28 protein-coding genes, 1 tRNA gene and 1 pseudogene are annotated in these 25,342 nt (G+C 28.5%); 9 read left to right on the top strand and 21 right to left on the bottom strand.

Annotated features, from left to right (window positions below):
- Positions 1-12 precede the first annotated feature (12 nt).
- Positions 13-585, bottom strand: coding sequence for a ribonuclease HII (locus tag Q0X98_RS00150; RefSeq protein ID WP_297680235.1), 573 nt, complete (start codon positions 583-585; stop codon positions 13-15).
- Between the two features lie 141 nt (positions 586-726).
- Positions 727-1,446, bottom strand: a complete 720-nt coding sequence (locus tag Q0X98_RS00145; protein WP_297680233.1) for a uracil-DNA glycosylase — start codon at positions 1,444-1,446, stop codon at positions 727-729.
- An 11-nt stretch (positions 1,447-1,457) separates the two neighbouring features.
- Between Q0X98_RS00145 and Q0X98_RS00140 the strand changes: the two genes are divergently transcribed.
- The 4 genes from Q0X98_RS00140 (at position 1,458) to Q0X98_RS00125 (ending at position 5,373) form a co-directional block, all read left to right on the top strand.
- Positions 1,458-3,143: a tetratricopeptide repeat protein gene (locus tag Q0X98_RS00140; RefSeq protein WP_297680231.1), complete on the top strand. Its 1,686-nt coding sequence runs from the start codon at positions 1,458-1,460 to the stop codon at positions 3,141-3,143.
- Complete coding sequence (locus Q0X98_RS00135) at positions 3,143-3,988, top strand: 4-(cytidine 5'-diphospho)-2-C-methyl-D-erythritol kinase (protein WP_297680229.1); 846 nt, start codon at positions 3,143-3,145, stop codon at positions 3,986-3,988. Before Q0X98_RS00140 ends, Q0X98_RS00135 begins: the two co-directional genes overlap by 1 nt.
- A gap of 33 nt (positions 3,989-4,021) precedes the next feature.
- Positions 4,022-4,095, top strand: a tRNA-Gln gene (locus Q0X98_RS00130).
- 3 nt (positions 4,096-4,098) lie between these two features.
- Positions 4,099-5,373 (top strand): CCA tRNA nucleotidyltransferase, encoded by a 1,275-nt coding sequence (locus Q0X98_RS00125; protein WP_297680227.1) that lies wholly within the window; start codon positions 4,099-4,101, stop codon positions 5,371-5,373.
- On the opposite strand, the gene greA is transcribed toward Q0X98_RS00125, so the two are convergent.
- Genes greA through Q0X98_RS00110 form a run of 3 tightly spaced genes read right to left on the bottom strand, consistent with a single transcriptional unit; the run spans position 5,370 to position 7,151 of the window.
- Complete coding sequence (gene greA, locus Q0X98_RS00120; RefSeq protein ID WP_297680225.1) at positions 5,370-5,846, bottom strand: transcription elongation factor GreA; 477 nt, start codon at positions 5,844-5,846, stop codon at positions 5,370-5,372. The two genes, Q0X98_RS00125 and greA, sit on opposite strands and share 4 nt — an antisense overlap.
- Before the next feature lie 2 nt (positions 5,847-5,848).
- A complete protein-coding gene (gene hemF, locus Q0X98_RS00115; protein ID WP_297680223.1) occupies positions 5,849-6,676 on the bottom strand; it encodes an oxygen-dependent coproporphyrinogen oxidase in 828 nt (275 codons plus the stop codon).
- 1 nt (position 6,677) lies between these two features.
- Positions 6,678-7,151 (bottom strand): tRNA (cytidine(34)-2'-O)-methyltransferase, encoded by a 474-nt coding sequence (locus tag Q0X98_RS00110; RefSeq protein WP_297680221.1) that lies wholly within the window; start codon positions 7,149-7,151, stop codon positions 6,678-6,680.
- 93 nt (positions 7,152-7,244) lie between these two features.
- Between Q0X98_RS00110 and petA the strand changes: the two genes are divergently transcribed.
- The 3 genes from petA to Q0X98_RS00095 are packed head-to-tail and all read left to right on the top strand — an operon-like array spanning position 7,245 to position 9,806.
- The gene (gene petA / locus Q0X98_RS00105) at positions 7,245-7,754 is read left to right on the top strand and encodes a ubiquinol-cytochrome c reductase iron-sulfur subunit (protein ID WP_297680219.1); all 510 of its coding nucleotides are present in this window, start codon (positions 7,245-7,247) and stop codon (positions 7,752-7,754) included.
- An 8-nt stretch (positions 7,755-7,762) separates the two neighbouring features.
- The gene (locus Q0X98_RS00100) at positions 7,763-9,025 is read left to right on the top strand and encodes a cytochrome b N-terminal domain-containing protein (RefSeq protein WP_028036502.1); all 1,263 of its coding nucleotides are present in this window, start codon (positions 7,763-7,765) and stop codon (positions 9,023-9,025) included.
- 1 nt (position 9,026) lies between these two features.
- A complete protein-coding gene (locus Q0X98_RS00095) occupies positions 9,027-9,806 on the top strand; it encodes a cytochrome c1 (RefSeq protein ID WP_297680215.1) in 780 nt (259 codons plus the stop codon).
- On the opposite strand, the pseudogene ychF reads toward Q0X98_RS00095, so the two are convergent.
- From ychF to lgt, 7 genes and pseudogenes are all read right to left on the bottom strand, one after another.
- Positions 9,783-10,857 (bottom strand): annotated as a pseudogene (ychF, locus tag Q0X98_RS07460) (redox-regulated ATPase YchF). The gene Q0X98_RS00095 and the pseudogene ychF sit on opposite strands and share 24 nt — an antisense overlap.
- Positions 10,857-11,420 carry an aminoacyl-tRNA hydrolase gene (pth, locus tag Q0X98_RS00085; RefSeq protein ID WP_297680213.1) on the bottom strand — a complete coding sequence of 188 codons (564 nt, stop codon included), beginning with the start codon at positions 11,418-11,420 and terminating at the stop codon, positions 10,857-10,859. Before pth ends, ychF begins: the two are co-directional and overlap by 1 nt.
- A gap of 34 nt (positions 11,421-11,454) precedes the next feature.
- Entirely contained in the window at positions 11,455-12,153 is a 699-nt protein-coding gene (locus tag Q0X98_RS00080) for a 50S ribosomal protein L25/general stress protein Ctc (protein ID WP_297680211.1), read from the bottom strand.
- A 45-nt stretch (positions 12,154-12,198) separates the two neighbouring features.
- Positions 12,199-13,131, bottom strand: coding sequence for a ribose-phosphate pyrophosphokinase (locus tag Q0X98_RS00075; RefSeq protein ID WP_297680209.1), 933 nt, complete (start codon positions 13,129-13,131; stop codon positions 12,199-12,201).
- Between the two features lie 7 nt (positions 13,132-13,138).
- Positions 13,139-13,894, bottom strand: coding sequence for a peptidoglycan editing factor PgeF (gene pgeF / locus Q0X98_RS00070; protein ID WP_297680207.1), 756 nt, complete (start codon positions 13,892-13,894; stop codon positions 13,139-13,141).
- A complete protein-coding gene (locus Q0X98_RS00065) occupies positions 13,887-14,939 on the bottom strand; it encodes an SAM-dependent methyltransferase (RefSeq protein WP_297680205.1) in 1,053 nt (350 codons plus the stop codon). Before Q0X98_RS00065 ends, pgeF begins: the two co-directional genes overlap by 8 nt.
- Positions 14,926-15,699 carry a prolipoprotein diacylglyceryl transferase gene (gene lgt, locus Q0X98_RS00060; RefSeq protein ID WP_297680203.1) on the bottom strand — a complete coding sequence of 258 codons (774 nt, stop codon included), beginning with the start codon at positions 15,697-15,699 and terminating at the stop codon, positions 14,926-14,928. Before lgt ends, Q0X98_RS00065 begins: the two co-directional genes overlap by 14 nt.
- 32 nt (positions 15,700-15,731) lie before the next feature.
- On the opposite strand from lgt, the gene Q0X98_RS00055 reads away from it, so the two are divergent.
- Entirely contained in the window at positions 15,732-15,977 is a 246-nt protein-coding gene (locus Q0X98_RS00055) for a hypothetical protein (RefSeq protein WP_297680201.1), read from the top strand.
- Here the strand turns inward: Q0X98_RS00055 and Q0X98_RS00050 are convergent.
- From Q0X98_RS00050 to Q0X98_RS00040, 3 genes are read right to left on the bottom strand one after another with little or no spacing between them, the layout of a single operon-like run.
- The gene (locus tag Q0X98_RS00050; RefSeq protein WP_297680199.1) at positions 15,955-17,274 is read right to left on the bottom strand and encodes an ATP-binding protein; all 1,320 of its coding nucleotides are present in this window, start codon (positions 17,272-17,274) and stop codon (positions 15,955-15,957) included. The two genes, Q0X98_RS00055 and Q0X98_RS00050, sit on opposite strands and share 23 nt — an antisense overlap.
- Positions 17,255-17,932 carry a response regulator transcription factor gene (locus tag Q0X98_RS00045; RefSeq protein WP_297680197.1) on the bottom strand — a complete coding sequence of 226 codons (678 nt, stop codon included), beginning with the start codon at positions 17,930-17,932 and terminating at the stop codon, positions 17,255-17,257. The genes Q0X98_RS00050 and Q0X98_RS00045 overlap by 20 nt, the downstream gene beginning before the upstream one ends.
- Complete coding sequence (locus Q0X98_RS00040; RefSeq protein WP_297680195.1) at positions 17,925-18,362, bottom strand: MarR family transcriptional regulator; 438 nt, start codon at positions 18,360-18,362, stop codon at positions 17,925-17,927. Before Q0X98_RS00040 ends, Q0X98_RS00045 begins: the two co-directional genes overlap by 8 nt.
- A 71-nt stretch (positions 18,363-18,433) precedes the next feature.
- Between Q0X98_RS00040 and Q0X98_RS00035 the strand changes: the two genes are divergently transcribed.
- The gene (locus Q0X98_RS00035) at positions 18,434-19,315 is read left to right on the top strand and encodes a branched-chain amino acid aminotransferase (protein WP_297680193.1); all 882 of its coding nucleotides are present in this window, start codon (positions 18,434-18,436) and stop codon (positions 19,313-19,315) included.
- Here the strand turns inward: Q0X98_RS00035 and pgsA are convergent.
- The 6 genes from pgsA to Q0X98_RS00005 all read right to left on the bottom strand — a co-directional run.
- Complete coding sequence (pgsA, locus tag Q0X98_RS00030) at positions 19,312-19,884, bottom strand: CDP-diacylglycerol--glycerol-3-phosphate 3-phosphatidyltransferase (RefSeq protein ID WP_297681063.1); 573 nt, start codon at positions 19,882-19,884, stop codon at positions 19,312-19,314. The genes Q0X98_RS00035 and pgsA overlap by 4 nt on opposite strands.
- A 15-nt stretch (positions 19,885-19,899) precedes the next feature.
- Positions 19,900-21,735 carry an excinuclease ABC subunit UvrC gene (gene uvrC / locus Q0X98_RS00025; RefSeq protein ID WP_297680191.1) on the bottom strand — a complete coding sequence of 612 codons (1,836 nt, stop codon included), beginning with the start codon at positions 21,733-21,735 and terminating at the stop codon, positions 19,900-19,902.
- Positions 21,722-22,147 (bottom strand): dihydroneopterin aldolase, encoded by a 426-nt coding sequence (locus tag Q0X98_RS00020; protein ID WP_297680190.1) that lies wholly within the window; start codon positions 22,145-22,147, stop codon positions 21,722-21,724. The genes uvrC and Q0X98_RS00020 overlap by 14 nt, the downstream gene beginning before the upstream one ends.
- Positions 22,148-22,149: 2 nt before the next feature.
- Positions 22,150-23,166 carry a hypothetical protein gene (locus Q0X98_RS00015; RefSeq protein ID WP_297680188.1) on the bottom strand — a complete coding sequence of 339 codons (1,017 nt, stop codon included), beginning with the start codon at positions 23,164-23,166 and terminating at the stop codon, positions 22,150-22,152.
- Positions 23,163-23,918, bottom strand: coding sequence for an SDR family oxidoreductase (locus Q0X98_RS00010; protein ID WP_297680186.1), 756 nt, complete (start codon positions 23,916-23,918; stop codon positions 23,163-23,165). Before Q0X98_RS00010 ends, Q0X98_RS00015 begins: the two co-directional genes overlap by 4 nt.
- The coding region (locus Q0X98_RS00005; RefSeq protein ID WP_297680184.1) for a helicase-related protein at positions 23,900-25,342 on the bottom strand (1,443 nt) is incomplete at its 5' end. The genes Q0X98_RS00005 and Q0X98_RS00010, both read right to left, overlap by 19 nt.

Raw genomic sequence — 25,342 nt, 5'->3', positions numbered from 1 at the left:
AAAAATAGCTAACTAGATATTGTGTGTCCTGAGCTTAGAAATAGGAGAGAACGTTTTTCTATGGTGCTTATTAATACCGAGTTTTTTAATTGCCTTTAAATGTTGTTTAGTTCCATACCCAAAATTTTGCTCCCAACCATATCCATTATTATTGATTGCTAGTGTAGTTATAAATTTATCTCTAGCGACCTTGGCTATAATGGATGCTGCAGAGATAGAAGCAACTTTTTGATCTCCTTTAATTACAGCTTTTAAATTGTAATTTTTTAAATCAGGAACTTTATTTCCATCTATTAAAACTTGCGTTGGTTTTTTTTTAAGTTTTTTAATTGCTCTTTTCATAGCAAGCAAACTTGCTTGCAAAATATTGATTTTATCTATTTCTTTAACTGATGCTTTGCCAATAACCCAGATAGAATTTTTTTTGATATATTTTGATAATAATTCTCTTTTATCTTTTGAAATAGTTTTGGAGTCTTTTAGTAATTTTCTATCTATTTTTTCATTTAATATTACTGCTGCCGCATATACTGGACCTATTAAACTTCCTCTTCCAACTTCATCGACACCAGCTATAATTTTCATCTAAATTATTATAAAGTGATAAATTAAAAACCCAACCAAAACTCCTTTTATAAAAGATATCCAAAGCAAACCATAATTAGAAATATTAAATATCTTTTTACACCATGAAATTAAATTTTTATGTTGTTCAATCATGTAAAATCAAGTGACAATTTTCATTTCATTAATTTTCTGTTTAATTTTTTTTAAATCTTCCCAAGAATATTTTTTATTTTCTGGAAATCTCATTAGATAAGATGGATTATATGATATTATTAAGGGATAGGATTTATTCTTTAGTATTGTTTCTTTCCATTTTCCTCTTTCAGATGATATTTTACTATTAATTCCCGTTACAGCTTCCATAGCTGAACTACCCATTAAAATAATAATTTTTGGATCAATAATTGAAATATGTTCTTTTAAAAAAACTGAGTATCTTCTAATTTCTTGAGTAGTAGGTTTGCGATCTTCAGGAGGTCTAAAATTTATTGCATAACAGCAATAAATATTTTGTCTTTTTATTTCAATCGCAAGTAACATTTTATTTAATAGTTCTCCTACCTCACCCTTAAATGTTGTGCTGGTTTTATCTTCTTCAGCTCCCGGCGCTTCTCCAATCAACATAATTGAACTGTTTATGTTTCCATCTCCGAGGATAAGATTTTGTGAATTATCTTTTAAATTACAATTTTCGATTGAATTAATTTGTTTTTTTAACTTTTCTAGGAGTTCAGCTTTATTAGTTTGATCGTTATTATTACTTTTTTCAATGATATTAAATCTATTTATTGGCTTATTATTAAATACAAAATTTGGCTCTATAGTATCTATTAATTGTTCGTCTAATTTGCCTTTTTGATTTATCAATTTTTTAATCATACAATGATTTAATGTTTAACAAACTAATAAAAGTAATAGTTGTTTTTGGATTATTCTATCAGACCCCTCTATATTCTAAAAGTGCTAGTTTTAACGAATTTAATTCAAGAGATTTATCAAATTATTTTTCAGGAATAATTGCGTTTGAAAATAAGGATAATTCTGATGCATTAAAATTTTTTAATACATCTAAGGTGCTTCTTAACAAGCATGATGCATATTTAAAACGATATACTTTCTCTTTAGTTCTAGAGAATAAAGTTGCCCAGGCTATTAATGTTATCAAAAATAATAGTAAGGATGAAAATTTAGATTTTTTTGAGGCTTATCTACTTTTAATAGTAGATAATTTAAAAAAGAATAATTTAAATCAAGCAGAGAAATACTTGAATTTAAGTTTACAATTTCAAAATGAAAATAGATTTAATTTAGTAATATTTGAAACATTAAGACAATATCTTTACACTTTTAAAAATAAAAAAATTTTATTTAACAAAAAAAATTTTGGCAATATCTCTATCATAAATCAAGCATTTCAAAGATGTTATCTGAAAAAAGAAAATACCAGATCATCTTTTCTAAACTTAATAAATAATCCTGAAGGAGATTATTCAAGATACATATTTTTTTATATTAATTATTTAATTGAAAATGATCAAATTGATGAGGCCAAGGCAGTTTCTGATCAGCTTGAATACATAAATTCTACACTTCTATTATCTCAAAGCAAAAGCTGGCTAGAAAATAATAACTTTAAAGAATTTAGTAAAATCTTCTCATGTAATAATCATAACAATATTGTCAGTGAGTTTTTATTTTTGATCTCTAACTTATACTCATCTCAAGATGATATTAAAAAATCCAATTTTTATTTAAACCTTTCAAATTATTTAAATCCAAAATTTATTTTAAATTCAACACTTGTAGCTGAAAATTTTTATCTAAATGAGGAATACGAGAAGGCTAAAAAAATATTAAAAAATTTCGACAAGAAATATGAATTTTATTATTGGTTTAGAGTAAAAAAAGAAGCTCAAATAATTATTAAAGATAAAGGCTATGATGAGGGCATCAATTATTTAAGCTTAAAATTTAGTAAAATTAAAAACCCAAATGTTAAGATGGTTTTTGATATCGCAAATTTTTATAAAAATTCAAAAAATTACAAAAAAGCGATTGAGTATTATACTGAAATCATCTCATCTTTGGATGATAATTCAGAAATTAAATCTGATTTACTTTATAGACGAGGTGGAAGTTATGAACGACTAGGTAATTTTCAAAGAGCAGATGAAGATTTAAAATATTCACTGCGAATTAATCCAGATGATGCTTATGTTTTAAATTACTTAGCATATTCATGGTTAGAACGTGATTATAAAATAGATGAAGCAATGAAAATGTTAGAAAAAGCATATGCTTTAAGAAGTAATGATCCTTATATTACAGACTCGATAGGGTGGGCATATTATTTAATAGAAAATTATACTGAGGCAGAAAAATATATAAAAAAAGCTGTTGAATTAATGCCTGAAGATCCAACAGTTAATGATCACTATGGTGATATTTTATGGAAATTAAATAGAAATATTCAAGCAAGATATTTTTGGAACTACGTCTTAAGTTTAGATGATACAGATGAAGACATTAAGAAAAATATAAACATAAAAATTTTAGAAGGTCTCAATAATTCTTAATGAAAACTAATAAAGTAAAATCATTTGCTAAAATTAATTTAGCTTTACATGTAACTGGCAAGTTAACCATCCTACACAAAATTGAGAGTGTTATTAAGTTTATAGAGTTGCATGACACAATCTTTATAAAAAAAATTAAAAGCAATAAACACAAGATTTCTTTTAATGGTAATTTTTCTAAGAATATAAAAAAAGATAATACAGTTAATAAATTATTTGAAATTTTAGAGGAAAAAAAAATATTAAATAATAAAAAATTTGAAATTAAGATAAAAAAAAATATCCCACAGGAAGCTGGCCTTGGAGGGGGATCTATGAATGCTGCTACAATTTTAAATTTTTTGATTAAAAAAAACTTTATTCAGATTAATCAAAAAAAAATTTTACAAATTACAAAATTAATTGGCTCTGATGTAATTTTGGGTATTAATCCAAAGAGCACAATTTTATCATCAAATGGCACTATTAAAAAATTTATAAAAACTTCAAACTTCAATATTTTGCTTGTTCGTCCAAATTTTGGATGTTCTACAAAAAAAATTTATTCAGGAGTAAAAAAATTTAGTAAACCTGTATTTGATAATTCTAAAAAAAAAATGATGAATTTAAAATCTTTATTGAAATATGAAAATGATCTAGAAAAAGTTGCATTTTCAAAGTACCCAAAACTAAAAATATTAAAATCTTATTTAGAAAATTTAAACCAACCTTTATTTGTAAGAATGACTGGGTCTGGTTCAGTATTAGTTGCTTATTACCAAAAAAAACAAGATTGTGAATTAGCAAAAGTTAGATTTAAAAGAAAATTTAAAAATTATTGGTGTAATGCATCAAAAACTATATAAATTTTATTTTTTTGTGTTATATGAAAACAATATTGGGGCGTAGCCAAGTGGTAAGGCACTGGTTTTTGGTACCGGCATCCTAGGTTCGAATCCTAGCGCCCCAGCCATATATGGATAACTTTTTAGATAAAATTTTTTTTAGATCCCGTAATCTTGATTACATAAGTCAAAATCTTATAAATTTAACAACCCAAACACCTGCTAAAAGAATATTTGAAGCACTTAATACTTATTCGGAGAGTAGCGAGGTAAGATATGTTGGTGGCTGTGTTAGAAAAGTTATTAAAAAAGAAACAGTCGATGATATTGATTTAGCTACAAATTTAGTACCCAGTGAAGTTTGTGATGCTCTAAAGAAACAAAATATTAATTTTTATGAGACTGGTATTCAGCATGGAACTATTACTGCTATAATTGACGACCATAAGTATGAAATTACTTCTTTAAGAAAAGATGTATCAACAGACGGAAGGCATGCAAAAGTAGAATTTTCCTCTGATTGGAAGGAAGATGCGGCAAGAAGAGATTTTTCAATAAATTCAATATATTCAGACAAAAATGGAAATTTGTTTGATCCTTACAATGGTAAAAAAGATCTTGAGAGTGGAAATATTAATTTTATAGGAGAATCAGAAAATAGAATTAAAGAAGATTATTTACGTATTCTTAGATATGTCCGTTTTTTTATAAATTATTCAAATCATGGCCATGACCTTAATATAATTAGAAAAATAAAAAAAAATATTGGTGGTGTTTCAAAATTATCATCAGAGAGGTTGTTAGATGAATTTAAAAAACTTACAAAATCTAATGCTTTCTTAAAAATATTTAATGATAAGATTAGTTTGGAGCTTATAGAGATTATCTTTCCTCAGCTAAAAAATTTAGAAAATTTTAAGAAATTAAATTCTCATGCAATTCACAATCTTGTTAAGGTAGATTTTATTTTTCTATTATCACTATTGATAGTTGATGGGTCAGATAATACTGATTATTTTCTTTATAAATTTAATATCTCTAAAAAAGATCAAAAAAGATTAAAATCAATTGATTTTTTCTATAAAGAAAATGTAAGTATAAAAAATTTTAATGAAAAGAATTTTAATAAAATTTTTTATTACAATGGCAAGCAATCTGTAATTGATATTATCAATTACAAACTATTTACATCCTCAAAAGTTGAAAAAAAATTACTTAAATTAATAGAAATTTATAAAGATAAAGTTACTCCAACTCTTCCAATTGATGCAAGCATACTTATGACTAAATATAATATCGCTGAGGGGAAAATGTTGGGTAGTAAACTAAAGTTGATAGAGGAAACATGGGTTCAAAATAGTTTCCAAATTTCAGAAAAACAAATCCAAAAAATTATTAAAAGTTAAATATATTTAACGTCTTTTATTTCAAAATTTTTAACTCCAGCAGGAGTTGTAATCTCGACTAGATCATTTTTATTTTTCCCAATTAAACCTTTGCCAATCGGCGATTGAAAAAAAATTAGTTTTTGTTTTAAATCAGCTTCGTCTTTTCCAACAATTTTGTAGCTAATTTTTTCACCATTATCTAAGTTTTCTAAAAATACAGTAGATCCAAAGATTATTTTGCCCTCATTATTTAATTTTGTAACATCTATGACATTAGCTCTTGCAATAATATCATTGATTTCTGTTATTCGTCCTTCGCTGTGAGACTGCTCTTCTTTAGCGGCATGATATTCTGCATTTTCTTTGAGATCTCCATGTGATCTTGCTTCTGCAATTGCAGCCACTATTTCTGGTCTTTTTTTTTCTTTTAAAAAAACTAATTCTTCTTTTAGTTTGTTCAAACCATTTAATGTTATTGGCTCTTTATCCATTTTTATTTCCACTTAGCTATTGGTGGTAACGACATTAATATACCTTCTACGTTTCCACCTGTTTGTAAACCAAATTTTGTACCCCTATCATATAATAAATTAAATTCAGCGTATCTTCCTCTTTTAATATACTGCATCTCTTTATCTTTTAAAGTCCATTTTTTTTTAATTTTTTTTTCAATAATATTATTGAATATCACTTGAAATGTTATTCCAACATCTCTTACAAATTTAAAGTCTCTTTCAAAATTATCTTTCTTATAATCAAAAAAAATTCCGCCGATTCCTCTTGCTTCATTTCTATGTGGTAGATAGAAATATCTATCACACCATTCTTTATATTTTTTATAATAAGTCTTATTATGACGATCACACAATTTTCTTAATGATAGATGAAAATTACTTTCTTCTTTTTTATCTTTAATTGACGGTGTTGCATCCATCCCACCACCAAACCAATTTTGAGTTGTACAAATATATCTAGTATTAAAATGCATTGCAGGAATATGAGGATTTTGCATATGCATTACTATCGAAATCCCAGAAGCCCAGAATCTTGGATCTTTACTAGCTCCAGGAATATTTTTTTGGAATTTTTTTGGAAATTTTCCATAAACTTTTGAAAAATTTACTCCTACTTTTTCAAAAATTTTTCCATTTGTAATAATCCTATATTCACCACCACCCTCATCTTTTTCTTTGCTTCTTCGCCATAAGGTTGATTTAAATTTTATTTTATTTTTTTCTAATCTGCTAATGTCATCACAGATTGCATTTTGAAGTAACTTAAACCAATTACTTACCAAGTCTTTTTTAATTTCAATATCCATTTTATAATAATTTAGTTTGTCTTAAGCTTTCTGACAAAACAATCGCTACAGAAGAAGCAATATTTAAAGACCTAGCATTTTTGTTCATAGGTATTGTTAGTCGATCACTAATTAACTGGTGAATGTTTTCTGGTACACCAGCACTTTCTCTACCGAATAGTATTGTATCATCTTTTTCAAATTTAAACTTTAAGTATGATATAGAAGCTTTTGTTGTCATTAGTATTATTCTATGATTCTTTTTTGCCTCAAAAAATTTATTTGCACTTTGATATATCTTAATCTTATCTAAATCCATGTAATCCATTACTACTCTTTTGAACCTTTTATCATTTAGATGAAAACCACACGGTTCAATAATTTCAAGTTTCGCCCCTAAACAAGCGCATGTTCTAATTATTGCTGCTGTATTTTGAGGTATATCTGGCTCATAAAGTGCAATTTTAGGTCTTAGAATTGTTGAATTCTGTGTCATTCTTTCAGTAGTAAAATTATTATTTTATATTATATGAATTCGTATATTAAGTATTTTTAAATCAATAATAGACAATATAAACAACTAATTCATATGTCAGATAAAAAACCAGAAAGACGAGATTTTTTATTTACTGCCTCATATGCTGTGGGAGCAGTAGGCGTGGCTGCAGTTGTTTGGCCATTAGTTGACCAAATGAATCCAGATGCCTCAGTAAAAGCACTAGCAAGCACAGAAGTTGATGTAAGTTCAGTTAAACCTGGAAATACTATAACCGTGCTTTGGAGAGGAAAACCAGTTTTTATTAGAAGAAGAACTCAAGATGAAATTTCAGAAGCTAGGTCAGTTAAAATGGAAGATTTAATCCATCCTGAAAAAGATGAAGATAGAGCTAAAGATCCAGAGTGGTTAGTTATGCTTGGTGTTTGCACTCATTTAGGCTGTGTCCCATTAAATGATAAAGGTGATTATGATGGTTGGTTCTGCCCGTGTCACGGTTCGCATTACGATACATCTGGTAGAATTAGAAAAGGTCCTGCACCTTTAAACATGGAAGTTCCAAAATACGAATTTGTTAATGCTAATACAATTAAAATTGGATAATTAATATTATGAGTGATCACGAATACACGCCTACATCAAAAGTTGGAAAATGGTTTAATGACAGACTTCCACTTTTAACTTTAGCAAATCATTTAACAGATTATCCCACACCAAAAAATTTGAACTACTGGTGGACATTTGGAGGAATTCTAACTTTTTGTTTAATAACTCAGATTGTAACTGGTTTAACACTTGCAATGCATTACATAGCTCATGCTGACATGGCTTTTGAAAGTGTTGAGCATATAATGAGAGATGTTAATTATGGTTGGTTAATAAGATACATTCATGCAAATGGTGCATCAATGTTTTTTTTAGCAGTTTATATTCATATATTTAGATCTTTATTTTATGGATCTTATAAATCTCCAAGAGAAATTATTTGGATAATTGGAATAATCATTTATCTACTAATGATGGCAGCTGCATTTATGGGTTACGTTTTACCTTGGGGTCAAATGAGTTTTTGGGGAGCAACAGTTATCACAAATTTATTTAGCGCAATTCCATTAGTAGGTGAAGGAATTGTTACTTGGTTATGGGGTGGTTATTCTGTAGACAATCCTACTCTAACCAGATTTTTTACACTCCATTATTTAATTCCTTTTTTAATTTTAGGCCTTGTTGTTTTGCATATTTGGGCACTTCATGTTCCTGGAAATAACAACCCGGTTGGAATTGATATAAAGAAACCTTCAAAGGATACGGTGCCGTTTCATCCATACATTGTTATTAAAGATGGATTTGCATTACTAATGTTTATGATTGTTTTTGCCTTTTTTGTTTTTTATTCACCAAATATTTTGGGCCATGCTGATAATTATATAGAAGCTAATCCAATGGTAACCCCAGCTCATATTGTTCCTGAATGGTATCTTTTACCTTTTTATGCAATTTTAAGATCTGTGCCTGACAAGTTACTTGGAGTTGTAGCAATGCTATCAGCTATTTTAATATTAGCTGTACTACCATGGTTAGATACTTCAAAGATAAGATCTGCAGTGTTCAGACCTTTGTACAAGCAGTTCTACTGGATACTTGTAGCTGATGTTTTAATTCTAGGATACATGGGAGCTATGCCAGCTGAAGGGCTTTACTTATTAATTGCAAGAGTAGCTACTGCATATTATTTTCTTCATTTCTTAGTGATTTTACCAGTTTTAGGATTTAAAGAAAAAACATTGCCTATTCCACTAAGTATAACTGAACCTGTTCTTGGAGGCTCTCCAAATTTGGCAATGGCTAAAAATAAAGAAAGTATAGATAAATAAAGTGAAGAATTTTATTAAATTATTTTCAATTATAGTCTTATTTTTTTTTACATTTACTCAATCACAATCAGCAGAAAAAGTTGATTATTTAAAAACTGACTGGAGTTTTAAGGGACTTTTTGGTAAATTTGACAGAGGTTCACTTCAAAGAGGTTATCAAGTTTACACAGAAGTCTGTGCTTCTTGTCACTCAATGAAATATCTAAGTTATAGAAACTTAGGAGAAAAAGGTGGACCAGAGTTCTCAGAAGCTGAAGTCAAAGCTATAGCAGCTTCATTTGAAGTAATAGATGGGCCAAATGCTGATGGTGAAATGTTTGAAAGGCCAGCAAAATTATCTGATAAATTTGTAATGCCATACGAAAATGTCAAAGCAGCTCAAGCAGCTAATGGTGGTGCTTATCCTCCTGATATGTCGGTTTTAGTTAAAGCTAGAGGAGGTGGGGTAGACTATATTTATTCTTTACTTCAAGGATATGAAGATGCTCCAGCTGGAATGACTTTAGACGAAGGTGTTCATTACAACAAATATATGTATGGAAATAAAATCAGAATGTCTGCTCCACTGTCAGATGATCTGATTGAATATGGAGATGGAACGAAAGCAACTGTTGAACAAATGTCAAAAGATGTCACTACATTTTTAATGTGGGCAGCTGAACCACATTTAGAGTCTAGACACCAAATGGGATTTAAAGCAATTATTTATTTGATTATTTTAACTATCTTAGTTTATTTTAGTATGAAAAAAATATGGTCACGTGTTGAATCTGAAGTTTAATACATCACCATCTTTAACAATATAATCTTTACCCTCTAGTCTCATTTTTCCATTAGTCTTCGAATTGACCCATCCATCATTTGCTATGAAATCTTCATAGGAAACTGTTTCTGCTCTTATAAAGCCTTTTTCAAAATCAGTATGAATTTCACCAGCAGCTTTGGGTGCTGTACAGTTCTTTTGTATAGTCCACGCTCTTGTTTCTTCTGGACCAGATGTAAAATAGGTATCTAATTCTAAAATTTTATAACCTTTTTGAATCAACATGCTTAATCCAGTTTCTTTCAAACCAATCATTTCCATATAGTTTTTTCTTTCTGAAGATTCAAGTTCATTGATTTGATTTTCTATATCAGCAGACACAATTAAAGTATTTTCCTCACCAAACTTTTCTATAAAATCTTTTGTATATTGATTACCTTCTTGAACACTTTGTTCGTCTACATTACATACAAATATTTTTGGTTTAATTGATAACAAACCACTCTGATTAAGTTGCTTGGTCTCAAATTGAGATTTTAGAATAGAGATATCTTTGTCGTTATTAATACAATCTAGTGCTACTTCTAATATCTTTAAGCTGCTCCTCGTCAACGTTTTTCTTATTATTTTTTTCTAATCTCTTTTGAATTGACTCCAAATCGGCCAACATCATCTCTGTCTCAATAATTTCCAAATCTCTGATGGGATCTACAGTTGGGTTGACATTTTGAATATCATCAGAGTCAAAGCATCTAATCATATGAATGATTGCATCCACCTCTCTAATATGTGATAAAAATTTATTACCTAATCCTTCACCTTTTGAAGCACCTTTTACTAATCCAGCAATATCAACAAATGAAATAGTAGTATTTATGATTTTTTTTGATTTTGAAACTTTTGATAGACTATCCAACCTTTCGTCAGGAACAGGCACAACACCAACATTTGGATCTATTGTGCAAAAAGGAAAATTTGCTGCTTGAGCTTTACTAGAGTTTGTTAAAGCATTAAATAAAGTAGATTTACCAACATTGGGCAAACCAACAATTCCACATTTAAAACTCATTATTTATTATTGTTTACTGTGCTAGAAAATAAATCTAATTTTTTTTCAACCAATATAGAAATTGAGTCATTTATATGATTTGAGATTTTTTCTATGCCAGTCAATTCATCTTCATCAAAATTTTGAAGAACAAAATCTCCAACTTCCATATTCTCTTTTGGTTTACCAATACCAATTCTCACTCTTGAATAATCTTTACCTATAAATTTATCAATAGATGCAATTCCATTATGTCCTGCACTGGATCCACCAAATTTAGCTTTAATTTTTCCAAACTCTACATCTAAATCATCATGAAAAACAATTACATCTTCTGCGTCTATTTTAAAATATTCAATAAGTTCTCTAATACAAATTCCAGAATTATTCATAAATGTTAGTGGTTTAATTGCATAAACTTTTTGAGTACCAACATTTCCAGTTGTTAGTAGTCCTTTAAACTTTGGTTTTTGTTTTGATAAACCAAATTTTTTATTAATAGAGTCTATAATTTTAAAGCCTACATTATGTCTATTATTTTCACTATCTGGTGTTGGATTGCCTAGGCCTACAAATAAAAGCATTTTTTAATGGATAGTAAATTTTAACTTTGACAGGTTATTTCTTTTCTTCAGCAGCTTTTTTGTCTTCACCATCTTTTGCTTCGCCATCTGCTGCTGGTTTTTCACCATCTGCTGCTTCTGATCCTGCTTCACCTTCTGCAGCTTCTGCTTCAGCAGGTTTTTCAGGCTCCTTCATAACTGTTGGAGCAGCCAGTGTTGCAATAACAAAGTCTCTTCCTCTAATAGTTGGAACCACATCAGTTTCTAAGTTAATTGATGATATTTTAAAACTTTCACCAATATCAACTCCATCTAGATCAATTACTAAACTTTCAGGAATTTTTTCACTAGGACATTTTAATTCTACTTTTCTTCTAACTATGTTCAAAACCCCACCTCTTTTTAAACCTGGAGATTTTTCATGATTAATGAACTGTACAGGTACTTCTATTCTTATTTTTACACCTGGAACAACTCTTAAAAAATCTACATGGATTGGTTCATCAGAAATTACATGATATTTGATTTCTCTTGGTAGAACGTTTTGAGGTTTACCATCAACATTTAAAGTTACTACATTTGAAAGAAAATTTTCTTTTTCAATTAGAGATTTTAATAATTTTTTAGATATCGATATTGTTTCATTTTGAGCTTCACCGCCATAAATTATAGCTGGCACACCACCATTATTTCTAAGCGAACTAAGTTCACCCTTAGTTTTGGTATTTCTAATGTTTGCGTCTAATGAAATCATAAAATCATGGGTTTTTAGCCCAAGTTCTTTAATAACTCAAGGTAATTATTTAAATAAATCTGAAACTGATGTTGAATTAGATATCCTTTTTATTGCCTCTCCCATCAAGCCTGAAATTGGCAGAACTTCGATGTTTTTAACACCTTTAATTTTATTATTGTTATCAATCGTATCTGTGATCACAAGATTTTTAATTACAGAACTTTTAATTTTTTTAACAGCCTCTCCACTTAAAACTCCATGAGTTATGTAAACATAAACTTCTTTTGCACCTCTATCTTTAAGAGCTTTTGCAGCATTAACAATTGTGCCACCTGAATCAATTATGTCATCAACTATTACACATGTTTTTCCTTTAACATCACCAATTACATTCATAACTTGCGATTGACCTGGTTTTGGTCTTCTTTTATCTACAATTGCAAGTCCCACATTTAAAAGTTTACCCAAGGCTCTAGCTCTTTCAGTACCCCCAACATCCGGCGCCACACAAATAATATTTTTACTTTTTATCTTTTTTTTTACATGTCTTGCAAAAATAGGAGTAGCAAATAAGTTATCAACTGGGATATCAAAAAATCCTTGAATTTGACCTGCATGCAAATCTACGGTCACAACTCTATCTGCTCCAGCTTTAGTGATCAAGTTTGACACAAGTTTTGCTGAGATTGAAGTTCTTGGAACAACTTTTCTATCTTGTCTAGCATAACCAAAGTATGGAATAACAGCAGTTATATTCTTTGCAGATGATCTTTTTAATGCATCTATACAAAGTAAAAGTTCCATAAGATTATCGTTAGCAGGTGATGAGACTGATTGAATAATAAAGATACTATTTCCTCTAATATTTTCATTTATTTCAACATAAATCTCACCATCAGAAAAATTTCTGATACTGGAATTTACCAATTTAGACTTTAAATATTTTGCAATATTTTTGCTAAGAGGTTTATTGCTATTACCGGATAATAATTTCATTAAAAATCTAATTAAGCATAATTATTGAAATATTTCTACCATAATCATTATGTTTTAATTTTAAAGCTCTTCTTGCACTGAAAAATTTATTTTTTATATCAAAAGTATCAATTTTTAAAACATCTATATGCTTAACCTTTATAATTTTGAGCGAAGTATATATATAATTAGTTAAATCAAAGTATAATTTATTTTTTTTTCTCTTAAAAAATTTAATATTTTTTTTATCTCTTTTTATAAATTTCTTCTTAAAATCATCTTGAACTTCATAGTTTTTTGCAGAAATAGTTGGACCAATAACTGCTGTAATATTTTCTAATCTACAACCTTTTTTGATCATAAATTTAATCACTCTATTTATTATGCCTTTAAATGCGCCTTTCCAGCCTGCATGAATTGCTGCTATCATCCTTATTTTATTGTCATAAATTAATATTGGCGCACAATCAGCTGTTAAAACAGCAATAGGCAAGTTTTTTTGATTAGTAATAATAGCATCAGCTTTAGGTTTCTTTTTAATTTTATACTTTTCATCAATAAATATAAATTTATTGCTATGAAATTGGCGGACTAAAAAAATATTTTTTGCATTTTTGCTAATTTTTTTTCTAACTTTAAGTAAATTTTTTTTAATATCTTTTTTATTATCTAATGATCCAGGCCCACAGTTTAAACTTTTGTAAATGTTTTTAGAATAACCACCAATACTATTAAAAAAGCCATGTTTTAAATTTAATAATGTTAATTTTTTTGATCTAATCAATTTCAAAACCTGTTTTAAATTTATTTGTTTTCTTTTTTATAAGCATTACTTTAAAAAGTTCGCCCATTTGTTTTTCATCTATAAGTCGTCTAATTCTATAAAATAAGTCTGATTTTTTTGAAAAAGGTATATTTTCACTTATAATTTCTGCTCTTTGGACTATTCCCATACTAGTTAAAAATTTTTTTTGATTAGTGATTATGGAATTTAAATCATCAAATTGATCTATAAATTTTTTATATAAATTAAAGTTGATATTATAAGTTATATCTGAGTCCCCAATATCTTCTAAAATACTTGAAAATTTATGATTATTTATTGCTTGTAGTGTTTCACGCATTTTAAAATTTAAATATCCATAATCAATTATTAGTATTCCGCCGTCATTTTTTTTAATTAAATTACAAATATTATTTAAATATTCAAATGACCCTGGTGAATATTCAATAATTTCTTGATCTTTTGAAATTTCAAAGTTTAATTTTTGTTCAATAATTTTTATATCTGTTGATTGCTCTTTAAATTCAGCTTTTTCTTCTTCTTTTAAATCAACAAATCTCTCAACCCAACCCTCTTTTTTTCTAAAAAATTGTTTAATTGGAAGTGCATCAAAAAACTCATTGGCTAAAAATATTGTAGGAAATGAATTGGTAATTTCTATATTTTCTATCCATGTTATTTTTTCAGACTCTAAATTTATTTGTTGTTTTTTTTTTAAAAATTCACTTTTTTCATGTATTTGAAAATTACAATTAAGAAAACATTCTGGAAAATTTTTTAGTGTTTCGGCTATAACCTTCATCATTTCACCATTCCCAGCTCCAAGCTCAACCAAATTAAATTTTTTTGGTGATCCGATACTTTTCCAAAAAGTTACTACCCAAATAGCAATTATTTCTGAAAAAAGTCTTGTAATATTTGGAGCAGTAATAAAATCACCCTCTTTTCCAAAGGGGTTTTTCTTCATGTAATACCCTTTATCTTTATCGTAAAGCGCAAACTCTATAAATTGATCTAAGGGTAAATCTTTATTATTTGTTCTCATTTTTAAGATAAAAAAGAATTATTCCGGTTGCAGCAAATACCAAACTAATTATTTGGCCCATAGTTAAATTCAAAATTAAATAACCTATTTGTTCATCAGGAACCCTGAAAAATTCTACAAAGAATCTAAACAGAGAATAAAAAATTAAAAATAATCCTGAAATTAAACCAGGTTTCTTTAAATAATTCTTATTAATAAAATAAATTAATATTAAGAATAAAATTATACCTTCTAAAATAGCCTCATATAATTGTGAAGGGTGTCTAGATAAATTATCTACTTTAATGAAAATAACAGACCAAGGTACGTCTGTAGTTGTTCCATAAAGTTCTGAATTTATAAAATTAGCTAATCTTCCAAAAAAAATTCCAATTGGTGCAACTAATGATACTTGATCCAAATAAGAAAATATATTTTGATTATTTTTTTTGGCAAAAATATAACTTGAGGCAATCACTCCTAGCAACCCCCCGTGAAATGACATTCCTCCTTGCCAAATCTTAAAAATATCTAAAATATTTTCAGAGTAATAGGAAAAATTATAAAATATAATATAACCTAATCTTCCACCTAAAATTATTCCAATGATAAGGTAAGTAATATAGTCATCAAATTTTTCACTTATATCTGAGTTTTTGATAAATACTTTTTTGCATAAGGTCCAGCCAATTACAATTCCTAAAATATAGGCTAAAGAATACCATCTGATTTCAAATGACATAATTTGAAAAGCAACTGGGTCAAAATTATTGATGAACATTTTAAATAATACTTATAATGTATATCTTAAATATGAAAAATTCTAAATTTATAATTGATAAACTGGGTAAACTTTTTGAACAAGGGATAATTTCGTCAAAAGATCTTAGTTCAGAGCTTTTTAATATTTTAAAATCTAAAAGAGATGAAATTGTTTTTAAGATGAAGCTTGTAAGTAAAGATGAATTTGAGGTTTTAACCAAACGAGTCGAAAATTTAGAAAATAAAATTAAAAAACTAGAAACAAAAAAAAAAGCTAAACGGGTAAAAAAATCTTAACAGATAATCCGTTCATTTTAGATTTATCAAGTGTTATACTGCCTCCATGAGATCTTATGATATCTGATGCAATAGAAAGCCCCAAACCTACGCTTGATTTTGAATCTGCTCTACCTTTGTCAATTTTATAGAAAGGTTTGAACACATTTTCATGTTCTTTATTAGGAATACCGGGGCCGTCATCATCAATTGTGATAAATAAATTTGTATTTTTTTTATGAAGTTTGATTTTGACCTTGCCTCCATATTTTAAAGCATTATCTATTATATTATTTAGACATCGATTAATTAAATTTTTTCTACCATTTATATAAACCCTAGGTGTTAAATCATTTTCAATATTTTTATTATTATATTTATTAACAACCTGATCTATCAATTCTGATAAGTTAAACATTTCATTTTTTTCAATATAGGATGAGCTTGTAAATTGAAGGTATTCATTAAGCATTTTTTCCATTTCGTTAATATCTTCAGCTAATTTATTGGCTAAATCCTTATCTTCAATAAAAGCAATTTGTAATTTCATTCTTGTAAGAGGGGTTCTCAAATCATGACTTATTCCAGATAGCATTTCATTTCTTTGATTTAAATGTCGAAGAATTCTTTTTCTCATCATTTCAAACTCATGTCCTGCTTGTCTAATTTCCATAGCACCAGATGGCCTAAACTCCTCTAACTCCTCACCTTTGCCAAACCTTTCTGCGGCACGTGCAAGATTAGTAATAGGTCTAGTTTGGTTTTTTAAAAATATTAATGAAATCATTACCATTATAATTGCTGGAACAGTTATCCACAGTGCAAAAATTCTTGCTGACGAACTTGAAACTCTATCTTTAGGGACTAAGAATTTAAAATATCCATCTTCATATTTAATTCTTATATCAATTAATTCCTTATAATTGGTTGTATTAAACCAAAACTCACCAAGATTAAAGTTAGACTTTAATTCTCTTCGCAGGGTTCTATCAATTGGACTAAACCATCTTTCGTTATATTGATAATCAAACGTTTGGTTATTAACTAATTCTATATTTAGATCTAAAAATAAAGAGAAAGTATTTTTTAATTCATCTTTGATAATTTCTTCATTATCATAGACTTTAACAAACGTACTAATTTCGTTGATTAATGCTCTAGTCATTCCTTTATTGGTTTTAATCCAAAGGCTATCAAAAAACACAAAAGTTATAATTAATTGAAGAACTAAAACAGGAACAGCTACAATTAAAAGTGCCCGATAAAATAATCGTTTAGGTAATATTTTTTTTAAAAAATCACTCAATCCAAAGAACATATCCAGCACCTCTTATTGTTTGTAAATATTTTGGATTCTTAGGATCAATTTCAATTTTTTTTCTTAATCTTGTAATAATTACATCTATAGATCTCTCTTTATCTAATTCAATTAATTGACCAATATCTTCTCTTGAAAAAGTTTTCCCTGGATTATTAATCATTCTTTCTAAAATTATTTTTTCTGTATTATTAATTTTAAACTCTTTATCATCTTTTAAAATTAAAAGTTTGTTTAAGTCAATTTTAACATTTTCAAACTCGATAATTCTAACTTGTTCAGTTTTGATTGTTTTGTTTAAAATATTTTTAATTCTAAGTATCAATTCTTTTGGCTCAAATGGTTTTGGTAAATAATCATCAGCTCCAATCTCTAAACCTTCAATTCTTTCACTTGCTTCACCTTTAGCAGTTAAAAGAATAATAGGAGTATCTAGTTTTTTTTTATGGTCTTTAATAAATTCAAGTCCATTTTTTCCTGGCATCATTATATCTAAAATAATTAAATCAAATTTAATAATACCAATCTTTTCTGATGCATTTTCTGCACTATCCGCAGTTGTAACTAAGAAATCATTTTCATTTAAATATTTTTTAACTAAAGATCTTATTCCATCATCATCGTCAACAACAAGAATATGTGCAATAAATTTATCCATTTATAATTTTACTTAAAACATTGTCAAAATTGATTACTTCCTCTGAACTCGAATTAAGTAATGCATTGTAAATTCTTTTTTTTTGCAAATCGAAAATTTCATTAAATATTTTTTTTCCTTTTTCATTTAAAAAAACATGTTTTACTCTTGTATCTTGATCGTCTTTTTTAAAAGTTACTATTTCTAATTTAATTAAATCTTTAAGAACTCTATTGAGGCTTTGTTTTGTTACTTTTAACCTCTTTAAAAGCTCAGAAATCGAAATACCTTGGTACATAGACAATAAATGAATAACCTTATGATGAGCTAAACCAATAGAATACCTGTCTAATACTTTTTTTGCGTCTGAAAATGTTTCTCTGTAGCTAACAAATAATTTTTCAATTAAATCTTTTAGCTGCTCATCTTTTAAATATAAAAGTTCTTTCATTATAGGTAAGTTATATTGACATATTAAAGATACAAAGATAATTTTCACTTATAATTTAAAAAATTTCATACATGGTACCTTACGATAAAAGAACTGGAAAAATTTGGTATAATAGTGAGCTAGTTGATTGGGCTGACGCCAAGATACATGTCCTAAATCATGGACTTCATTACGCTAGTTGTGTTTTTGAAGGAGAGAGAGTTTACGATGGTTCAATATTTAAATTAGAGGAACATACTTCAAGACTTTTTTATTCAGCAAAAAGAATGGGTATGACAATTCCTTATTCTGAAAAAGAAATAAATGATGCCTGTAATAAAATTATCTCAGTTCAAAATGTAGAAAATGGTTATGTAAGACCTACTATTTGGAGAGGTAGTGAGATGATGGCAATTTCAGCACAACAAACAAAAATTCATGTTGCTATAGCTACTTGGGAGTGGGGCTCTTATTTTGATCCAAAACTTAAAGTGGAAGGAATCAAACTAAATATTTCTAATTGGCGAAGACCTGCTCCAAATACAATTCCTTGGGATACAAAAGCTTCAGGTCTTTATATGATCTGTACTTTATCAAAACACGAAGCAGAAAAAGAAGGGTACACCGACTCATTAATGTTAGATCATGATGGAAATGTTGCAGAAGCAACTGGTGCAAATATTTTTTTCAAAGATAAAAATGGAGAAATTCACACGCCTATTCCAGATTCTTTTTTAGACGGAATAACAAGAAGAACAGTAATTGAGATAGCAAAATCTAAGGGTATTAAAGTTCATGAAAGAAAAATAAATCCATCAGAACTTTCTAACTTTGTTGGATGTTTTTTAACTGGTACAGCTGCAGAAGTCACTCCAGTGTCTTGTATTGCAGAAAATCAATTTAAAGTATGCGAAACTATAATTGATTTAAATGAAAGTTATCAAGCCTTGGTAAGAAAGAAAAAAGCCGCTTAATCTTTGTTGTCTTCTGATATTGCGTGATCTATTCCCTTACGCATATAATCATAACCAGTAAAAAGAGTTAAAAATGCAGAAAGCCAAAGAAGAATAATACCAATAGTTTGAGCATTATAATCTTGAAAATTAATAATTTTATTCCCTGTTTCACCCGATAGTAAAAAAGCAATTGATACCATCTGCAAAACAGTTTTTAATTTTGCAAGATTAGATACTGGAAGTTTTATTTGTCCTTTAGCTAAAAATTCTCTTAATCCTGAAATTAAAATCTCACGAGTAAGAATAATTATTGCTGCTATAACTTCATAATTTCTAATAGTGCCATCCATTACCAATAAGATTAAAGCTGTTGCTACAATAATTTTATCTGCAATTGGATCTAATAACTCACCTAATTTAGACTCTTCACCAAGCATACGTGCCAACATTCCATCTAAAAAATCAGTGAATGAAGCAACAATAAACAATATTAATGCAGTTAAATCTCCATAAAAACCAGGTAGATAAAAAGCCAAGACAAAGAAGGGGACAATTATAATTCGTCCAATTGTTAATATATTTGGAATTTTTTTTAAGCATAATTATTCGTGAAAAAAGTTATATATCTTTTTTGCAACTTTTTCCTCAACACCTTCTACAGATTTTATCTCATCAAAACTAGCTGACTCAACAGATCTAGCTGAACCAAAATGGTTTAATAATGCTCTTTTTCTAATAGCTCCAATGCCATCGATTTGATCTAGCAATGATTTTGATAATCCTTTGGCTCTTTTTGCTCTATGGGAGGTGATTGCAAATCTATGCGCTTCATCTCTAAGTCTTTGCATGAAGAATAAAGTTGGATCATTTTTTTCAAATTTAAAACTTTTACCATTAAAGAAGAAAGTTTCATCTCCGCTGTTTCTAAATTTACCTTTCGCAATAGCAATCATCGGGAGATCATGAAGACCCAATTCATCTAACACCTCTTTAGCTGAGGAATATTGCCCCTTTCCACCATCAATTAGAATTAAATCAGGAAGCGTTAAATAATTTCCTTTTTCTAAAATTGCCCTTTTAAACCTTCTAGATAAAACTTCTTTAAGCATAGCAAAATCATCTTGTTCAGCTCCTTTTGTTTTAATATCAAATTTTCGATATCTCTTTTTAACAAAACCTTCGTTTCCAAAAGTAACCATGGCCCCAACACTATTTGTGCCTGAAATATGACTGTTGTCATAAACCTCAACTAAATTGATTGAATTTTTTAGATTGAATTTTTTAGCCACTCCCTCGAATAAATTTTTATTATTATTTGTTTCATAAAGCTTCCTGTTTAATGACTCCTTTGCATTTTTTTCAGCCATTGCCACAACTTTTGCTTTTGTTCCCTTTTTAGCTGTATTGATAGAAATAGTATTTCCTTCTTTTTTACTCAAAGTTTCTTCTATTAGTTTCTTATCTTTTATGTCGCTGTTGATAATAACTAACTTAGGAACAGTTTTATTTTCATAAAATTGCATTAAGAAAGAAGACATGATTTCCGACACATCTTGATCAGGATCGTGTTTAGGAAAGTATGCTTGATTACCCCAATTTTGTTTTGATCTATAAAAAAATACTTGAATACAAGCTTTGCCAGATTCTTTGTACCCAGCAATTACATCAGCATCAACTAAGTTTGCTTCATTAATTCTTTGAGAGGATTGAATTATATTTAAAGATTTTATTCTATCCCTATAAATTGAAGCTTTTTCAAAATCGAGTTCATCACTAGCAGCCTCCATTTCTTTAGAAAGATTTTTTTGTATATCTCTTGATTTACCGGATACAAATTGAATTGCTTGATCTACTGTTTTTTTATAATCAGATTTATCTATATAACCAACACATGGTCCAGAACATCTTTTAATTTGATAAAGTATACATGGTCTTTTTCTATTTTTAAAAGTTCCATCATCACAAACTCTTAGCTGAAATATTTTTTGGAGCATTTTAATTGTCCAGTTGGCAGTACCTGCAGATGCGAATGGACCAAAATAAAACCCTTCTTTTTCTTTTTTACCTCGATGCTTCATTACTCTAGGCCATTGTTCTTTTTGCCCAATAAATATAAATGGAAAAGACTTGTCATCTTTAAGTAAAATATTAAATCTTGGCTTATGTTTTTTGATTAAATTAGCCTCTAAAAGTAAGGCTTCACTTTCATTTGCTGTAGTTGTGATCTCTAATTTAAAGGTTTGAGATAACATTCTTTCAGTTCTTATTATGTGATTTTTTTCAGCTACATAACTTTTTAATCTATTGGGTAGGTTTTTAGCTTTTCCAACATAAAGAATGTCATCTTTATGATTGAGCATTCTATAAACACCAGGACTTTTAGGAATTAGTGGAAGTTCTTTTTTTATTACTTCTTTTCCAAGTTCAGAGCTTTTCATGACTTCTTTTTTTGGTAATTTGAATACCAACAGAGGCACATTCTTTAATTATTTCTAATTTTTCTATCTGCAGCATTATTTTTCCAATACGCTTATCTTTAAACAAAACATCAAAAACATCCTCTGCAAGCGTTTCTAAAAAATTATAATGTTTATTCTTAGTAAGTTTTTTGATTAGTTTTACTACCTGACCATAGTTTACAATTGATTTTATATCTTTATCACTTGTTGGTTTTTTATCCTCATAATCAATCTCTAAGCTAAATTTTACTTTTTGTGGTTTTTCTTTTTCAAAATCATAGTAGCCAAGTTTTAAATCTAAAGTTAATTCTTTAATAAGAATTTTTTTTTCGTAATTAAATAAGCTTTTGTTTTTATCTATTTTTACAACTTTAAAATTATTCTTTTTCATACCTAAATTTTTGATTCTATAAATTTTATAATTTCTGGATGATAGTAATCAAAACAAGAATAAGAAACTAGTTGATGTCCAGCACCTTTTTTCTTCATTTCTTTATATAATTTCTTGTCAATTTTAATGAACTTCTTTTCACTTGTTAGTTTTTCTTTTCCTTCAGGCCAAGCTTCTTCCCATCCACCTTTCATCTTATCTTTAATTCCACATTTTTTACCATTAACAACAATATCTTTTCCAGTATGACCAGGGGTATCGATCCATTGTATACCTGGAATATTACCCAAATCTTTTTTCATCCAGATGCTATTACTTCTCCAATCGCCTTCACCATCTACTGGGCTATGAAAAACCAATGCATCAATTTTTTTAAAACTTTTTAATTCATCAATCTGCATTTTTCGAAGAGGAGTGCCAGGTCTTCTATCCCAGCAATTAGGCATAAAAGCAATCGTTGCATTGAAATCATCTGGGTGAAGACCTTTGTGTCTTAGGGTGTCTATGCCACCACAAGATAAACCCGACATAAAAATCTGATTTCTTGGAGTTCCTTTGGAAACTAATTCATTAATCAATTCTTTATTAACATCGGCTCTTTTTGGAATACCCCAATCTTTCATTAAACAATCATACCAAGGTTGATGAAAAGCTCCTTTGAATTTCCACCCACATTTATGACCATCAGCACCACCAGCTTTATGCAATCTTCCATTGAGCATTAATACTAATTCTTTGCCCTTAATTTTTGTTCCAGAAATTTTACCTAAATTTTTTGGAATATGATTTTTACACTCACCAGAATATTGTCCTTCTTTGACTATCCACCCTCCTTTATTAAAAATCATTATAATTTTATTTGCTGGATCAGGGATTTTAGTTCCCTTGATTACTTTTACCTTTTTTCCATCACTATAAATAAATGCATCACCATTTACATGACCACTTTTACATTCCCTTGCGTTAGCAATTGTGCTTAAACTCAATAAAATAAAAATTGTTAAAAATAATTTTTTCATTCTTTTCCTCCCATAATATCTGGTGTTTGCCAGTTTAAGTTTTGACCACTATCAATTGCTAACACTTGTCCTGTAATTGAACTGTTTTTGATAAAAAAGTCAACTGCATTACAAATTTCATTTACATCCACTTGTTTTCTTAAAGGGGTTGCTAAATACTGTTTTTTAAAGTGTTTATCACTTTGTCTTTTATTTTTAATGGTTGGACCAGGAGCAATCCCATTAACTCTTATCTTAGGAGCAAGGCTCATGGCAGTAGTTTTAGTTAAAGTATAAAGGCCAGTTTTACTTATTGTGTAAGAAAAGAAAAAAGGGGTTAATTTAAATACTCTTTGATCTATTATATTAATAATATTGTTATTTTTACCCTTAATATTTTTTGCAAATTCTTTAGACAATAATGCAGGTGTTCTTAAATTTGTTCTCAAATGTTTGCCCCAACTATCAGTAGTAAAATTTTCCAATTTATCATTTTCAAATAGGGATGCGTTATTAATCAAACAATCAAAATATTTTAATTTTGATTTTGCATATTTGACTATTTTATTAACATCAACTTCTTTACTTAAATCTCCTTTAACTAAGTAAATTTTAGTGCCGTTTTTTTCTAATTCTTTCCTTAAGCTTTCAGCTTTAGATTTTGATTTATTATAATGGATTAATATTTCTTTATTGGGACCAGATAATTTTTTTGCAATTGCGGCACCAATTCTAGTAGCACCTCCAGTAATTATTATTTTATTTGCTTCCATTTTTTTTTACCTTTTTGTGCTCTTGTACCCGGTAGTCCCATTGTGGATCTACCTTTTGGATAAATTTTATTTTTAGAACTATATTTTTTTACCTTTGGATTTAAAGTAATTTCTAGTTCAGAAGCCTCTAGTTTTCTAATTTCATCTCTAATTTTTGCAGCTTCTTCAAATTCAAGGTTAGTGGCAGATTCTTTCATTCTCTTATTAAGAGCCTTTAGGTGTTTTTTAAGATTTCCACCTATATTTTCATCAGTTCCAACTTTGACGTAATCTTTTTCATAGACACTCTCTAAAACATCACCAATTTCTTTTTTAATGCTGGTTGCATCAATTTTGTGTTTTTTGTTATAAGCAACCTGAATAGATCTTCTTCTATCTGTTTCTTTAATCGCATTTTTGATACTCTTTGTCTCTTTATCTGCATAAAGAATAACTCTACCGTCTAGATTTCTAGCAGCTCTTCCAATTGTTTGTATTAATGAAGTTTCTGATCTTAAAAACCCTTCCTTGTCTGCATCTAAAATTCCAACTAATGCACACTCAGGTATATCAAGTCCTTCTCTTAAAAGATTAATTCCAACCAAAACATCAAATACACCTAGTCTTAGATCTCTCATGATTTCAATACGCTCTAAGGTGTCGATATCAGAGTGCATATATCTTACTTTAATACCATTTTCATGAAGGTATTCAGTTAAGTCTTCAGCCATTTTTTTTGTTAAGGTAGTTACCAGTACTCTATAATTGTTATTGATTACTTTTACGCATTCATGCATTAAATCATCAACTTGGTTTTTAGCAGGCTTTATTTCTACTGGAGGATCAATCAACCCTGTTGGTCTAATAACTTGTTCTACATATTTATTTTTTGTTTGTTTTAACTCCCAAGGACCTGGTGTTGCTGATACAAAAACAGTTTGAGTTCGCATTGCATCCCATTCTTCAAATTTAAGTGGTCTATTATCCATACAAGAAGGTAATCTAAACCCATATTCTGCAAGATTACTTTTTCTAGATCTATCTCCTTTGTACATTCCATTTAACTGAGGAACTGTTACGTGACATTCATCAACAAAAATTAATGTATTATCTGGAAAATATTCAAACAGAGTTGGAGGAGGCTCACCTGGTTTTCTACCAGATAAAAACCTTGAGTAGTTTTCAATTCCAGCACAAGAACCAGTTGCTTCGATCATTTCTAAATCAAATTTAGTTCTCTCCTCTAATCTTTGCGCCTCGAGTAATTTATTTTGTTCTTTGAATTTTTTTAATGTTGCTTCTAATTCTCTTTTAATTTTAATTATAGCTTGCTCAATTGTTGGTTTTGGAGTGATGTAGTGACTATTTGCATAAACTTTAATAACATCAAGTTCATTTACCAAATCTCCTGTTAAGGGATCAAACTCTTCTATTTTTTCTAGCTT

Origin of the sequence: uncultured Candidatus Pelagibacter sp. (genome assembly GCF_943788075.1) — a bacterium.
GTDB lineage: Bacteria > Pseudomonadota > Alphaproteobacteria > Pelagibacterales > Pelagibacteraceae > Pelagibacter.
Note: the sequence above shows the minus strand (reverse complement) of the source record. Positions and strands in the feature narration are given on the sequence as shown.